The following is a 17829-nucleotide window of genomic DNA, read 5'->3' as shown; positions in this document are numbered from 1 at the left end:
GGTTCCAGGATTAAACCATTCGAAAATTAGGGAAGAATTGATGAAATTAAAACACTGGTTTTCCGCAGGGGCTTTGCTACTGGGCAGTCTTGCCACACTCGCTTCTTGCAACGCAGACAGTGGCCACCACGGTAATAAGCTGTATCAGGCCAGCAAAAACGAAGATGCCCAATCCATTATTTGGATTGGCGATTTCAATAACTTTGACGATGCCGTGGCACTGATGCTGATTGCCAAAGACCCCCGCTATACCCTGGAACTGGCAGTCGTCGAAGACTCCTTCAATACTGTAGCGCATGGAGCCAATACGGTTTACAACATACTTGAGTGGCTGGGCAACAACGATACCAAAGTAATTCGCGGTGCCTACTTTGCCACTGAAGAGGTCGCCTACGGAGCTAATGGCAAGGCTTCCATCACTCCGGTAAATGACGACAAAGCTGTAGCAGGCCGCGATGATTATCAGCTGCCTAACTCCTCGGATTTCACCACCGGCACCTGGAACCTGGAACGCCGCAACGCCATGGGGATTAACCTTTACGGCCAGTATGTGCCCGGCCCCTGGCGCGACAACGGCTCCACCCTGTATGGCACCGATCATCTAATCCCACGCGCAAAGCAGGCGCACTATCGCTATCAGGGCAACAATGGTGTTTCCTTTAATTTCGAGCTAGCAGAGGATATTATTCTTGACACCCTGGATAACCTGGAGAAGCCCCCAGTAGTTTTCAACACCGGCAAACTCACCACCCTGGCCCGGGTACTTGGCAAAGCCAACGAAGAGCAGCTGGATAAAATTGATCGCGTTATTATGATGGGTGGCGGCTTTGAAAATTACGAGCCATTTACTGCAGATCACGAGGCGGCCTGCTTTGGCGACAAATCTCGCAACCTGGGTGGCAATATTTTCTCCCACCCAAGCTTCGGCTGTGACAGCGACTTCAGTACCCACCAGGAATTCAATATTCTGCTCGACCCCTTGAGTGCACAGTGGGCCTTTGACGCCCTGAGCGAAAGTAATATTGAAACTTATCTGGTACCCACCAACTCTACCGATATGGCCAAGGTACAGGGCAGCACCATCGAAGCCCTGGCTAAACGCCGCGCAACGCCGGAAGCTTGCTACACGTCTCAACTTCTCAGCTCTATTCGTGAATTTGAAGGTGGAGATTTCCAAGGTAATGGTGACTTCGCTATGGATGCCGTCATCCGCCTGTGGGATATTATCGCCGCACTGGTACTGCTGGAGCCTGAAACTCTGGAGATGGACCTGGTACCTGGGTTTATCGAAGTAGACCAGCTAAATGCCGGCCTGGCCGACAGTATGACTCCCTACGACCCCATCACCTTCGACCCTACCGTGGGTAAAACCACAATTACTGAAAGCGGTGAAGGGCTGGAAGTTAATGTGGTTATGGGAATCAATCATGATGCCGCCCGTACAGCAATGATTGAGCGCCTGCGTGATGGCTTTAATAGTGCACGTAAGGGCCCTAGGTGCCGGGCTAAACTACACTAATCTACGATGTCTTAATATTAAGGAACCTTTTAATTTAATGCAGAATAACTGCAAAAGCATTAAAAGGTCCTTTGCCTAGGCAAAACAATAGACCCAGCAATACTCCCTTACACCACACGATTTCATGAGATCAGGTATTTTTCCGAACTATAAATTAATAAACCCTGAAAATAGGGATACCCTTAGTAATATTTAATGCAAATACCAAAGACAATTTTTTCTTAGTCAAAAAATGTCCCGACAGAGCCGGGTATGCACCCACTTCTTCTCAAGCTCAACTTTAAAATTTCCATGTACTTTTAAGCGGCACAATTCAGAAGCTGTTTTCATTTTTAAATTCATCTAAGTAAACAAATAAACATCTTTGCCTTTGGACTTTTCACTACGACCAGATCTATCTAAAAATTAGGCTATTCAGTCTCATTTAGTGTGACTATGCAGGAAAGCCCACATCATCCGTTATTGAGACATTGCATTATCACTATCGAAGAATTCGAGAAAGCCTTCTACTTATCCAAATTGCTCAATTCGATAAAGTCGAAAAAGACCAACCTAAAAAATAGGTACCAACAATCAACAAGGACTTAAGGGGAAAAATTTTTCAGAATACGATATTCAATACCTTTCTAGCAATAGTTAGCACAGATTGTTCATCGAAAATGATCCACTATCACTAAACTGAAAAGATTTAAGCAAGCCTACACAGTGAATGCGCAATGAATCACCCATTAAATAGTATTATCAAACCCACATCTATATGGGTAAAAAGGATATATACATATTTAAAACCGCCAGATGAAACATTTCATGTCACCTGATAATGATACAACCCTCTACAACTTATAACGCATGAAGTCATAACCATACAAAAAGTACGATTTGTACCGCTATTCATAAATGTACCAACAAACAAATAATCATTAATAAATTCGACATAAATTCATTCAATGTATTTTGCCGTTGATACGCAGAATTATTTCTGATAACGTCCTGGCGCAGGATTGTAGTGACAGATAAACATGGAAGTCGGCACTATGAAAAATGTATATTACCATCAACGCCTAGCTCTATTTATTACTTCACTCTTATCTCACTTTAAACAAACAAGAGATAAGCAGCCTCAAATTAAACAACGACTTTCGCTTCAAATTATTTATTTTAAATTATTTGAAAAACTATCTTTTGTTGGCGCACGCCTCTCATATTCGATATTAATTTACTTAGCCCCACCCAAAGTATCTACCGCCCCGTCCATCAAGAGATGGAAATCTTAGCCTATTAGGCAATAAGCAATTATAGATCCATGGGGCTTATCAGACCTGATCGATCATATACGCCATATAGAAAGTCATAAAACTGCCATATTTATAATATTTGAAAGTCATTAAAAAAGAGTACAAACCGGATAAAGCACCCGAGCTTAAACCTCTCAATATTTACAATTAATACAAATTTAATTCAAAAAATAATAATGGAGTACTGATAATGGAAATCAATGAAATATTTAATTCACCAAAAATTCACAGCGAGAATTTCAATTCAAAAGCCCAGTCGGTCTATAGCTGTTTCGAAAAGCAAATCAGTATAAATCCAAATAAAACAGCTCTTGTACATCAAGGAATAAGTATTAGTTATCAAGAACTTGATAAGCGTTCAAAGTCACTTTCGACTCTAATCAGCCAGACGCTGGCTAAAGAAGAAAACTCAGAGGAAAATCTAGTTGCACTGTATTTAGATCGAAGCTTGGACATGATAATAGCCATGTTGGCAGTAATAAAGGCCGGAGCTGCCTATGTTCCAATCTCTACAGAGTATCCACGAGAGAGAGCTTTATATATTTTTCAGGATACCAAAACCAGAGTGGTTGTAACTCAAACTCATCATGATGCTCAGCTGACGAGCTGGCTCAACTCATCTCATAACCAGCCAACTTTACTCTTTTCCGACACTAAAGATACTACTGAACCCGACCCTTCAATAGGTGAAGCTAAAAAGAACTGCCTTAATGATCTTGCCTATGTACTCTACACCTCTGGAACAACAGGCAACCCTAAAGGGGTCATGATCACTCATCAGAATATCCTTCATCTCGCTTCGGCTCAAATTGAAAGGTTTTCACTAGCTAATTATCAAAGGACATTACAGTTTGCATCTTATGTTTTTGATGCCAGTGTATTTGAGATATTTGCCAGTCTATTTTTGGGGCAAACGATTTATATTGCTAGCGAGGAGGAACGTAAAGATCACAATAAACTTGCGATCCTAATCCGAGACAATCAAATACAGTTTGCCACTTTACCACCATCATTATTAGCGTTATTACCTGAAGAAAAACTTCACTCCTTGCAAAGTATTGTTGTTGCTGGTGAAGCACCGGCACTAGATATGATGCAAAAGCTCAACAGGCAAAGCAAAATTTTCAATGCCTATGGACCGACAGAGACTACTGTTTGCGCGACCGCACACCTTTTTACACATGGGGATTCAGCAAATAATATCGGCAAAGTGTTAAAGAATACCGAAGCCTGGGTGTTAGATAGTAATTTACAGCAGGTGGCCATCGGAGATATTGGAGAACTATATCTTGGCGGTACAGGCATTGCTCGTGGCTACTGGAGAAAACCAGAATTAACAGCCGAAAAATTTATCAGCGGTAGTTTACTACCATCGGAAATTAGTCGCGACGGTTATAAACGCATATACCAAACAGGAGATTTAGTTCGACGCCTCCAAGGAGACGAATTTGAGTTTATAGGCAGGAATGACTCGCAAGTAAAAATACGAGGCCACCGAATAGAGCTTTCGGAAATTGAAAATTGCCTAAAAACTCTAAATGGCATTGCCTTGGCATGTGTACTTGTAAGCGATACAGGAAACAAACAATCGTTGCATGCATATGCAGTACTCAAGCGAGAAGTCTCGTTGGATATACAACAGCTCGCATCACACCTAAAGGCACATTTGCCACTTCACATGGTACCTGAGCATTTTCATATTCTACCTGAGCTTCCGCTGACAGAGAATGGAAAAATAGATAAATCGATTTTATTATCGATGGCAACACACGACACATCTGCGATGGTGGATGTGAATCTTAATTCTGAACAGGCGACGTTTCTAGCCTGGATAAATGAATACACAGCGTTACCTTTGGCATGGAAAGAAGACTTCTTTGCCGCTGGTGGCGACTCAATCTCAGCCATTCGATTATGTTCAAAACTCGCCAGAGAAATATCTGTAAATATTCCAGTTGAGTTAATTTATACAGAGCGCACACCTGAAAATATCTGGCAGGAATTACCTCGCTGCCAGCAAAGTTTCAGTATCAATACCAGGGATAATAAATATCGGACTATTTCACCTTTATCCTCTCAGCAGCGAGCCATATGGTTTTTGACAAAATCCAACCCAGGAAATAGAGCATATCATGCAAAGAGCAAGTTGATTCTAAAAGGTGAAATCGATCCAGACATTCTTGCTCACTCTATCCAGGATGTAGTCGATGCACATGAGATTTACCGAAGCTCCTATTCTTTGGAAGAACCCTGCCAATACATCCATGAAAACTACCAGGTTGAGTTAGCTAGATATGATTTTAGCTCCATGAATTATCACCAGGCTCAACAGCAGGTTGACTATTTAATAGCAGAAGGTCTGAACCAGGTATTCGACATTACCCAACTACCTTTGGTACGCTGGGGATTAGTAAAATTAACAGACAAAGAACATATTCTTATTCATATTGAATACCACCTTGTCCATGATGGCTGGTCCTCGAATATATTTCTTGAGCATTTATTCTCCTGCTATCAGCAAAGACTCGAGGGCAGAAAAAATATAACTCTTAATCATGTTGGGCAGTACGCCGACTTTGCTGTTTTTCAAAACAACTGGCTAACGAGCGAAGCAGCTGAAAAACAAAAGCTATTCTGGTATGAAAAGCTCAAAGATGCCCCAACTAAAATCAATTTACCTCAGACCGCCACGGGAGATTTAAAGGGAGGAGACACTAAAAAAATGAAGATCCCTCGGAATTTCTGGCATAAGATACAAAATTATTGTCAGAACCAGGGAGTAACGCCATTTTCCTTTATGTTGGCGGCCGTCAACTTAGTATTATCTCGGTACTCCGGTGATACCGATATTTGCGTCGGCACTGGCACTGCGAACCGTAATTATCAAGGAGTAGAGAACACTATCGGAATGATGGTGGCAACCAATGTTGCGAGAATAAAACAGAACTCAAAACAAGAAATCAATGATTTTATTCATACATGTTTTGATACGACACAAGAAATACAAAAAAATCAGGAACTTCCATTTGAAACTGTAGTTGATTTGGTAAATCCTGAGCGTATTAAAGAATTAAATCCGTTATTTCAGGTCTGTTTTAGTTTTCATGATTCTCCATTACCCAAAATGACATTGCCTGGCATCTCAGAGATGCAATTGGTCGAAGCCATCGGCAGCAAATCTGCAAAGTTCGATTTAAATATTGTGGTTATACCCAGGATCGGGCAGGAAGGTAGTGGCGATCCTGTTACCGTACTATGGGAGTTCAATCAGGAACGACATGCCCCTTGGTTTATTCAGAATATGATGGCCTCATTTAAGTCAGTAATGACCCAAATCCTGCAGGGGGATGCCAGTAAAATATCAGATTTGGATATATCTGATGCTAAACTGAATCAACAGATTGCCAGATGGAATAATACCGATACCGAATATTCAGCGAGCAGAACTTTGGTTGAATTATTTGAATCCCAGGTAAGTAAAGCCCCCAAAAATACAGCCCTGGTGTATCAGGATAGTGTTATCAGCTATCAGGAGCTTAATAAGAAGGCTAATCAACTTGCCCAGGTTATTCTCACTCAGTATCGAGCTCAAACCGGCCATGAGTTAATGCCAGATACAATAGTAGCGCTGTATTTAGATCGCAGCCTGGACATGATTATTAGTATGTTAGCCGTTTTAAAAGTTGGCGGAGCCTATTTACCCATCTCTCCAGAATACCCAGAGCAACGTACTCAATTTATTTTTAAAGACAGTCAAGCTCCGATTATTCTAACGCAACGGCACCACTTTACTGCGATTGATAAAAAACTATCAGAATTTAAAAATATTCCATTACTTATTTCTGTTGACATACCTGAATTGCTACTCACTCAATCGTCAGCATCTCCCGCTATTAAGCTAGATTCCAAAGCTCTTGCATATGTGATTTACACCTCCGGCACTACAGGAAAACCCAAGGGGGTGATGATAGAGCACCAAAGTGTAGTAAATCTTGCTCAATACATGATCAAAAGTCATCAGTTGAATACTGAAAAACGGATCTTGCAGTTCTCCAACTATGTTTTTGATGCCAGTGTTTTTGAAATATTTCCAGCACTTTTATCTGGCTCGGAACTCCATATTGCCTCGGATGAATGTAGAGTTGAGAGTGAAAGGCTAATTTCATATATCAATGAGAATAATATTAACCAGGCATTTATTCCAACTGCAATACTCAATGAAATTGCGGAAGAACTAAGGAATTCCACATTAACATTAGTTCACACAGGTGGTGACAATTTAAGTCCATTAGCAGTATTACCTGCCGAGTTCACATTTAATGAATATGGCCCGACAGAAGCCACGGTATGTGTGACACAGCAAAAAATAGAGAAACCTGACCAAATAAACATAGGAAAACCAATCGATAATGTGAGGCTTTATGTATTAAATGAATATGGACATTATTCACCTGTTGGTGTTATTGGCGAATTATATATAGGTGGAGCTTGTCTGGCTCGCGGATATTTAAATAGAGAAACCTTAACGCAACAGCGATTTATTCCCAACTATTTTGCAACACAGGAAGATCTGGATAAAGGTTACGATAGATTATATAGAACTGGTGATTTAGTCCGCTGGTTACCTGACGGTTCTCTAGAGTATTTTGGCCGAAACGACAGCCAAATAAAAATCCGTGGTTATCGAATAGAAACAAGTGAAATCGAAAACACCTTGTGCACTCACCCTGAAATAAAGCAGGCAGTTGTTATTAAACGGGAGTTAAAGGGCAATCAAGTCTTGGCAGCCTATTTGGTTTCAACACATGATGTAGTATTGGATTGCGACGCAATAAAGTCATTTCTACAATCGAGCCTACCCAATTATATGGTGCCTGATTCATATAATTTAATAGATGTCATCCCCCTTAATATCAATGGCAAATTTGACCCCAATCTGTTACCTGAGCCAGAACTGGTCACGCAGCATAATTACGAAGCGCCAAGAAATGAGCTTGAACGACATTTGTGTGCAGTTTGGCAAGAAGTCTTGAAGCTGGACAAGGTCGGGATTGAGGATAACTTCTTCCGTATCGGTGGCAACTCCATCAATGCAGTAAAGCTCACAGCTGTCAGCCGAAAGTTAAGCGGGATAGATATTCCCTTACGCCTACTATTAGAGCACAGCACCATTGCCAGATTAGCACTTGCATTAAAAAACCAGCAAAGCATGGTCATTCCCAAGCTGGCTGATAAGCCTACGGCTAATAATCAGTTTGTAATGGAGATTTAGTTGATGTTGGCGTTATTAAAAGAACTCAAGAAAAATAAACTGGCTGTATGGGTCAGTGGAGATATTCTTAAATTGGCAAGTAGCGGTGATGAAATACCGCAAGAACTACTAACACGATTGAAAGCAGAAAAGTCTCCGTTAGTTAAGTATTTACAAAAAAGAAAAATTGACTCACAGAAAAAGTTTTCCAAGCTTGAGGAACTCATACAATACCGCCTGTCTTTTGCTCAGGAGCGACTATTATTTATTGAACGTTTACAGCCTGAAACCTGTGCATATCACATTCCATATTTAGTGCAATTGAACCAAGATGCCCGATTAGATATTCTACAAAGTGCTTTTACACATTTGGCAATACGCCATCCCGTGCTCAATTCAGTCTATATTGAGTCTGATAACCGGAATATCAGCCAGATATTATCTGACCCTGTTAAAATTTCGACAAACCAATTAAGCACAGAAGAAAAGTTACTACCGGCGGTAAAAGATGAGATAGTGCGTCCCTTCGATCTGTCGCAAGATCCACCAATGCGCCTGAAATATTATGAGGTCAATAAAAAGCTGTATTTGCTAATTATGTGGCATCATATTGCGTTTGATGGCTGGTCAATGGATATTTTCTTACGGGAATTATCTAGCATCTACCAGTCTCTACTTAACAGTCAGGAAGTACGCTTACCAGACCTATCTATCCAATATAGCGATTATGCCCAATGGCAGAGGGATTACCTAAATGGAGAGAATCTCTCCAAGCTAAAGTCTTTCTGGCATAATACCTTATGCGGTTATGAACTTTTAGTTTTACCAACAGATCGCCCTCGCCCCAAAAAAATGGATTACCGAGGAAAAAATACCTACTTTACGTTAGAGACTGGACTATCCCTGAAATTGCGGCACTATGCCCAAACAAGGGAAACTACTCTATATACCGTCCTCCTCAGTGCTTTTTTTGCAACACTGTCTAGCCTATCAGGGCAAGAAGATATCCTGATAGGTACTCCGTCAGATAATCGTCATCATGCCCAGACCCAAGACGTAATTGGCTTTTTTGTCAACTCACTGGCGCTACGAGTAAAGTTAAATGCAGATATAACAGCTGATGAATTAATCAGGCAAGTACATCAGGTAGTCTCTGCGGCTAAAACTCACCAAGATCTACCATTTGAGTCTCTCATTGATACACTGGAAGTGGAAAGGGATTTGTCCCGCCATCCATTGTTTCAGGTAATGTTTACGGTACAAAATTTTGGTTTAACAAACCTATATGAATTGCCGTTTACCCAGGTAGAAACAGATCCTCAAAATCCATTATATTCGCCTGCAAAAGCGGATTTACGCCTAACTCTCGATGACAGTGGGAACCAGATAAAAGGTATATTTAGTTATGCCGTAAGTCTATTTGATGAAGACAGCATTATTCATATCGGTAGAGTCTATCAAAAAATTTTGGTACAGATGCTGGAGCAGCCCTCACGATCTATCAATACTTTTGATAGTTTATCAGATAGGGATCGCCAAAAAGTTTTAATTGATTGGAATCAGACAAGCTCACCTGGTGGTAATGAGCTAAGCTTATCACATCTATTTGAAACTCAAGCCCTAATAAATCATGATTCAATCGCGGTTAGTTTTGAAGAAAAACAACTAACTTACCAAGAGTTGAATGAAAAAGCTAATCAGTTAGCAAGAGCAATACAGCATAACTATCAAAATAAACACGGAGATACGATAAGACCTGATACTATCGTTGCCCTATATTTTGAGCAAAGCCTGGAAATGGTAATAGGGATATTAGCTGTGCTAAAAGCCGGCGCAGCTTACCTGCCTCTTGCCTGTGATGCACCTCAAAAACGTCTGAAATTTCAATTAGAAGACAGTAATTCTGCTCTGGTATTAAGTCAAAGTTTCAAGCTAGATAAACTCCGCTCTTTACTCGAGGAAATCCCTACCCCACCTTTATTGCTTGCAGTAGATAACCAAGTAGAAACTGCGCCGTATTCTATCGAAAACCTAAGTCATGGTCCGCAAGGAAACAACCTGGCGTATCTAATCTATACCTCAGGCACAAGCGGTACTCCTAAAGGAGTTATGGTAGAGCATAAATCCGTTGTTAATCTAATTAAAGCACAAAGCGAAGCATTTAATTTTAACAATCAAGAACGTGTACTTTGGCTGTTGTCTTATGTTTTTGACGCTTCAGTTGAGCCCTTTTATTTGGCTCTGTTGAATGGTGGGAGGTTGATATTACCCGAAAGAGGAATATTAAAACAACCGGAAAAAATCATCGGCTTATTAGCCAAACATCAGGTTACACACTTGGTAGCATCTCCTGCTCATTTGTTGACTTTAGGTGATATCAAAAACAAACAGCAAATAAAAAGAGTGGTATTTGGCGGTGAATCTTGTTCACCGGAGTTGGTAAATATTTGGAAAGACAAGCTTATTAATGAATACGGACCAACTGAAGCTACGGTAACAGCCATTCAAAGCCTGAACTTTTATCAGCAAAATAATAATCGATGTATAGGGCGCCCTATCAATAATGTTAAGGCTTACGTACTTAATAAAAAAGGTTATCCGGTACCCATCGGGGCTCCAGGGGAATTATATATCGGTGGAGCAGGAGTCGCCCGAGGCTATCTCAACCAGGAAGCACTGACAGCACAGAGTTTTATCGATAACCCTTTTGCCAATAATGAAGATAAAAGCAGGGGGTATGATCGCCTATATAAAACCGGCGATTTGGTGCGCTGGTTACCCAGCGGAAACTTGGAATATCTGGAACGCATAGGACAGCAGGTTAAAATTCGGGGTTACCGAATTGAGTTAGGAGAAATCGAAACTGCGCTCACCAACATAGAAGCGGTAAAGCAGGCACTGGTGACAACTTATCATCATCAGGGTAGTACCTTACTGATAGCCTATATAGTACCTCTTCTAGCACAAGATATTTCATCAGAAGCCTTGCGGAAGACATTGGCTCTTAGCTTACCTGAGTATATGTTACCGGAGAGCTATGCTTACTTGGATCAGATCCCGCTAACCACCAACGGTAAGGTAGACTATCGTGCTTTACCCACCCCGGAACTAATTTCTAAGGATAACTACCTTGCACCCCGAACCGAACTAGAAAGTCAGATGTGTCAGATCTGGCAACGTGTACTGGGGCTGAAACAAGTAGGCGTTAAGGATGATTTTTTCCGTATAGGTGGCCATTCAATCAATGCAGTGAAACTAATTGCTACTATTCGCCAAGAACTGGCTATAGAAGTTTCACTGGAAGATTTGTTCGAACAAAAAAATATAGCCACTCTGATTTCAGAATTAAAAAGACAGGAACTCTTGACAATCCCACGCTCAAACGCAACCGCATTTCCACTGTCTTTCGCTCAGGAAAGACTGCTATTTATTGAACAATTTGAATCCGGAAGCAGTGCTTACCATATACCTTATTTTACCCGGCTAAAGCCAAAGACATCGCTGGACAAGCTTGAACAAGCACTAAACGCTGTGATTCGTAGGCATACTGTGCTTAACAGTATCTATTATACCGATAACACGGGGATTAGTCGGCAAGAAGTGCTCTCTACTCCTGTCACTTTACAAATGCACAAGGCTGCGGATAAAAAACAATTAACGCTCTTAATTAGAAAAGAGTGTATGCGTTCTTTTGACCTTGAAAAGGAAGGGGCAATTCGACTTCATATATATAAATTAGGGGAAGTAGATTATCTACTGATACTCTGGCACCACATCGCCTTTGATGGCTGGTCTAGCGGGATTTTCATTAAAGAGCTTTCAGAAATTTACCAAGCCATATGTCAAAAGCGAGAAGCTCACCTACCCGAACTGGATATTCAATATCGTGATTATGCTGCCTGGCAACACGACTATCTGCAAGGAGAGCAGCAAAAGAAGCAGCTACAGTATTGGCAACAACGTTTGTCCGGATATGAACCTTTGGCTTTACCACTTGATTACCCCAGACCCACAGTGGCTGATCACCGAGGTAAATACTATCGGTTCACTCTAGGTAGTCAAATCTCAGCACAGTTACGAACATTAGCAAGAGATCAAGGAACCTCCCTATACACGGTACTTCTTAGTGGATTCTACCTATGCCTGACAACCCTGTCTGGGCAAGAAGATATTTTAGTGGGCACACCGTCAGATAATCGTCATCATGCCCAGACTCAAAATTTGATCGGTTTTTTTGTTAACCCCCTGGCTCTGCGTGTTGTAATCAAGCCCGAAATGTCGGTAAAAGAACTACTCGCTACAGTGCACCAGATCGTAACTTCGGCCAAAGTACACCAGGAGTTCCCATTCGAGCGTCTAGTGGAAGAGCTGAAGATAGAGCGAGATAGTTCTCGCCACCCTTTATTCCAGGTAATGTTTGGTCTACAGAATAATGGGCAGGAAATCAGTGATTCCGAAAAATTACCTTTCATTCCTGAAAAATTAGTTGATGAAAGCAACTTATATGTACCGGCAAAATTTGACCTAAGTTTATCCCTAAATGATTGTGGCGATGAAATTACAGCGGGGTTTAACTATGCGGTAAGTCTTTTTGATAAAGAATCCATAGTGCGTATATCCAGCCTTTACCAAAGAATGCTTTCCGGTCTCCTTTCTCGGCCAGACCTTCCGATAGCACAAATAGAAAAGCTAAGTGCAGCTGATCGGCAGAAAACGTTGTACCAGTGGAATGATACCCAGGTTAATTATCCCGACAGAGACACTATACATGGATTATTTGAACAACAGGTCAGGCAGACACCTGATCGTATTGCCCTGGTTTTTGAGCAATACAGATTTAGCTATCGGGAGCTTAATCAAAAGTCCAACCGTCTTGCACGTGCGCTTTTAGATAAATATAGGGCCAGCGCCGCAGGGGCAATACAACCCAACACTCTAGTAGGATTATGTTTTCAACGTAGTGCAGATATGGTGGTTGCCATTTTGGCTGTGCTGAAAGCTGGAGCTGCCTATGTGCCAATTGCTCCAGACCTCCCTCAAGCACGTATCAAATTTATGCTGGAAGATGCCCAAGTCTCGTTAGTAATGAGTGATAAGCAGAGCTTATCGGCACTACCCGCATCTGACGCTGGCGAGTACCAGGCCCCATCAACTCTGGTAGTTGATGATGATAAGGGAATCGCCGAATATCATTACGATAATTTACCAGAAACATCAGGTAGCAATCATCTTGCCTATGTGATTTATACCTCAGGGACAACAGGTAAGCCTAAAGGCGTTTTAGTGCCACATAATGCAGTAGCAGCCTTTGCTTGTAATAATCGTTATTTGGAAGCCTCCAGGGTGACCAATATAGCCAGTTTGTCCTCCTATGCTTTTGATGGTTTTATATTTGACTTATTTTACAGTGTTCTTAATGGCTGTAGTATGCATCTCGCTACGCAGGACGTAATCCAATCTCCTATACACTTAATAAATTATCTAAATAGCCATCATATTGATTCATTTTTTATCACAACAGCATTACTGAGTGTCTTGACCAAAGAGAATCTGTTAAACGGGTTGAAGGTAAAAAATATTTTGTTTGGTGGAGAAAAGGCCAATGCAGGAACTTTTCACCAGCTAGTTAACGACCACCCTGAAATTTCGTTCACACATGTTTATGGCCCTACTGAAACGGTTGTTTTTGCTACTGCTTGTCACTTGAATACCAAGATGAGAAAACTGCCTATTGGCAGTCCACTGTATAATAAGAAATTGTATGTTTTAGATAAAAGTGGCCAGCTGTCGCCTGTCGGGACTTCCGGGGAACTATATATTGGCGGTGCAGGTATTGCTCACGGCTACCTTAATCAGAAAGAGCTGACAGCTAAGAGCTTTATTAATAATCCTTATGCCAGTGATGAAGATAGAGAAAGGGGACATGACCGGCTATATAAAACCGGGGATTTGGTTCGCTGGTTACCAGACGGAAATTTAGAGTACCTTGGGCGCATTGGTAAGCAGGTTAAGATACGGGGCTACCGGATCGAATTAGGAGAAATCGAGTCAGCCCTACATGAAATTGACGTAGTAAAACAGGCACTAGTGACTACTTTTCACCATGAAGAAAATACAATATTAGTTGCTTATATAGTACTTAAGTCAAGAGAGAAAACTTCACCGGAAACCATAAAGCAAACTCTATCCACTAATTTACCGGGATACATGGTCCCTGAAAGCTATATTTTTCTAGAAAAGTTGCCATTAACCCCTAATGGAAAACTGGATTATCGTGCGTTACCAAATCCACAATTGATCATAAATGATAACTATCTCCCTCCCCGCACCAATCTTGAACAAAATCTCTGCCTGATCTGGCAGCAGATATTGGGACTTGATCGTGTAGGTATTGCGGATGACTTTTTTCGAATCGGTGGACATTCGATCAATGCGGTACAACTCATAGCTACCATTCGCAGGGAATTAGGTATTGAACTTCCCCTAGCAACTCTGTTTGAGAAAAAAAATATTGCTGCCCTCTCCAAAGGGCTTGAGGAGAAGCCTCTACTAAGAATTCCTTCGGTAAAAGTCGGCCCTTATCCCCTGTCTTTTTCACAGGAACGTTTATTCTTTATCGAGAAATTCGACTCCGGGGCAAGTACATATCATATTCCCTACTTAGTCAGGCTCAAGCCGCAGGCATCGCTGAATAATATTGAACGGGCAATATGTGAGGTAGTACGACGTCATACTGTACTCAACAGTATCTATTACACTGACAAACATGGTGTCAGCCTACAAGAAGTTCAGCCCAGGGAGATAAAAATAAACAAGCACCAGCTTAATGATGAAGCTCAATTGAAGACTGCCCTGCTAAGGGAAAATAATCACCCTTTTGATCTAAACCATGAGGGTGCCGTCCGCTTACATATGTACCAGTTAGGAAAACAACGATACTTGTTGATTCTTTGGCATCATATTGCTTTTGATGGCTGGTCTACTGGCATTTTCATTAAAGAATTTTCACAAATCTATCATGCTATTTGTGAGGGGCAGCAAGCATCATTACCGTCGCTGGAAATTCAATATCATGATTATGCTGTTTGGCAACGAGCCCATCTCAAAGGTGAGACACTGGAAAATCTGCTGAATTACTGGCAAAAAACGTTGTCCGGTTATGAACCCTTGGCACTGCCACTAGATCATCCACGGCCGCCAAAGGCTGATCAAAGAGGTAAGCACTATCACTTTATCCTAGACAGAAATATGTCAGCGCAGTTACGCGCTTTTGCAAGAGCTGAAGGTACTACCTTATATACTCTATTACTAACTGGGTTTTATCTTTGCCTCGCAACCTTATCCGGGCAGGAAGATATTCTTGTAGGCACACCCTCAGATAATCGTCACCATGCCCAAACTCAAGACTTGATTGGATTTTTCGTGAACACTCTAGTATTGAGAGCTATTCTTGATACTAAAATGACTGTAAAGGATTTGATAGCCCAGGTGCATCAGACCGTTACTCAGGCTAAAGTGCATCAGGAACTGCCTTTTGAACGCCTGCTCGAGGCACTTGATGTTGAACGTGATGCCTCGCGCCACCCACTTTTCCAAGTCATGTTCGGCGTACAGAGCTTTGTTCAGAAAGAAAATGTTAATGAAAATTTTCCTTTTTTACCCTCTGAACTTGATGGAGAAACTTCTCTTTATTCACCGGCAATTTTCGATTTAAGTCTATTTTTAAATGATGGTAGTGAGGAAATTACTGCAACTTTTAATTATGCGATCAGCCTTTTTGATGAAAATACCATCATTCGCATTGCCAACCTGTATCAACACCTACTCACAAGCTTGTTGGCAACACCGAAGTTATGTATAGATCAGATTGACCGAGTTAGTGAAACTGAACGTCAACTAATCCTGGGTCAGTGGAATAATACTAGAATTGACTTCCCTGAGGGACAAACCTTACATGGTTTATTTGAACAGCAAGCCCTGCAAACGCCAAATAACATTTCACTGATCTTTGAACAGCAGCGGATTACTTATCGTCAACTTAATGAAAGGGCCAACCGCCTGGCCCGCATCCTATCAAAACAATATCAATCAGCCTACGGGCAATCGATAATTCCAGATACCCTTATTTCACTATATTTCGAACGCGGTATCGATATGGTCATTGCTATTTTAGCAGTACTAAAAGCCGGTGGAGCTTATTTGCCGCTTTCTCCAGATTACCCCGAGCAGCGCCTGCGTTATATCATATCTGACAGTCAATGCCCGATGATCCTGACAGGAGAGAGTATTGAGGATAAACTCCGAAAAATCATCGGTCTTGAACGTCAAGAATTCATATTCTGTGTAACCCAAGAGTTACTTCTGAATGAAGCAATAAGTGGAGAAAATTTACCTGCGCTGACATCACCATCCGACCTGGCTTATGTGATTTATACATCCGGTACCACTGGCATGCCTAAAGGTGTGATGATTGAGCATCGTAGTTGCGTAAATTTGATGCAGCATAATATACAAGCGTATGAGATTTCTTCTGATGAGTCTCTGTTATTACTGGCTAACTACACTTTTGATGCCTCAATAGAGCAAATATTTATCGCATTGCTTAGTAGTTCGCGGCTAGTAATTACCAGTCAAGCCGATATCCAGTCTTTTAGTCATCTTGAGCAGTTGATTGAGCAAGAGTCCATTACTCACCTGGATGCACCATCCAGTCTCCTACTGGCATTGGAGCTTGGGGAAAAGCATGGCTTGAAGCGAGTCATCTCGGGTGGCGAAGTGACCTCAACCAAGCTGGCCAGTGATTTGGGGGATAAACTCATTAATGTCTACGGACCTACAGAAGCGACTATCAGCAGCCATCAATATCATTGTCCACCTCAATCAGAAGACAACCAGATCCCCATAGGCAGGGCCATCGCCAATAACAAAAGTTATGTCCTCGATAAATCAGGTCAGTTATTAGGAATAGGGGCCGTTGGTGAGTTGCACATAGGCGGAGCCGGCCTTGCCCGGGGCTATTTGAACCAACCTCAACTGACAGCAGAGCGTTTTATAAAAAACCCCTTTGCCAGCGAGGAAGATAAAGCCAGAGGTTATACCAGACTTTACAAAACTGGCGATCTGGTCAGATGGTTACCCAGCGGTGAGCTAGATTATATCGGTCGCAATGACTTACAAGTCAAAATTAGAGGTTTCCGTATTGAGTTAGGTGAAGTCGAAGCGGCTTTAAATGACCTGGAAGGAGTTAAGCAAGCGGTAGTAACGGATCATGAATATCAAAATCAAAAATACTTGGCAGCCTATTTAGTACCAGATTCCGAGGAATCCAAAGATCTTGATCTATTAAAAGCTACATTAACATCGGTATTGCCCGACTATATGATTCCGACAAGCTTTAACTGGATTGATAAAGTACCTGTCAATTTAAGCGGTAAACTGGATAAAAAATCCTTGCCAACTCCCAAACTTGTTTCCCAGACTGATTATCTGGCACCACGTACGCAACTCGAACGCCAGTTATGCGAGGTTTGGCAACAAGTCTTGGGATTGGACCAGGTTGGTATCCGCGATAACTACTTTAGTATCGGAGGAGATTCAATCAAAGCCATCAGTCTTGGGGCCAAAAGTCGCCAGATAATTGGTATAGACATCCCACTAGCAATGTTATTTGCAAATCAAACAATTGAAAAATTAAGTACTTCGTTACAGCAAGACGCAGCATCAAACCAGGACGAAACTCAAGAATTTGAGATGGTCTTATAGGG

At 41.6% G+C, this 17829-nt stretch carries 3 protein-coding genes; all 3 read left to right on the top strand.

Features of this window, described 5'->3' with window-relative positions; all coding sequences use genetic code 11:
- The first annotated feature begins 40 nt into the window (after nt 1-40).
- The 3 genes from G367_RS0105650 (at nt 41) to G367_RS23200 (ending at nt 17827) form a co-directional block, all read left to right on the top strand.
- Nucleotides 41-1519 carry a nucleoside hydrolase gene (locus G367_RS0105650; protein ID WP_020412139.1) on the top strand — a complete coding sequence of 493 codons (1479 nt, stop codon included), beginning with the start codon at nt 41-43 and terminating at the stop codon, nt 1517-1519.
- Between the two features lie 1485 nt (nt 1520-3004).
- Nucleotides 3005-8086 (top strand): non-ribosomal peptide synthetase, encoded by a 5082-nt coding sequence (locus tag G367_RS23205; protein ID WP_020412138.1) that lies wholly within the window; start codon nt 3005-3007, stop codon nt 8084-8086.
- A gap of 3 nt (nt 8087-8089) precedes the next feature.
- Entirely contained in the window at nt 8090-17827 is a 9738-nt protein-coding gene (locus tag G367_RS23200; RefSeq protein ID WP_020412137.1) for a non-ribosomal peptide synthetase, read from the top strand.
- The last annotated feature ends 2 nt before the right edge of the window (nt 17828-17829 follow it).

This window comes from Microbulbifer variabilis ATCC 700307 (assembly GCF_000380565.1).
Taxonomy (GTDB): domain Bacteria; phylum Pseudomonadota; class Gammaproteobacteria; order Pseudomonadales; family Cellvibrionaceae; genus Microbulbifer; species Microbulbifer variabilis.
This window is presented reverse-complemented; position numbering and strand designations above follow the sequence as displayed.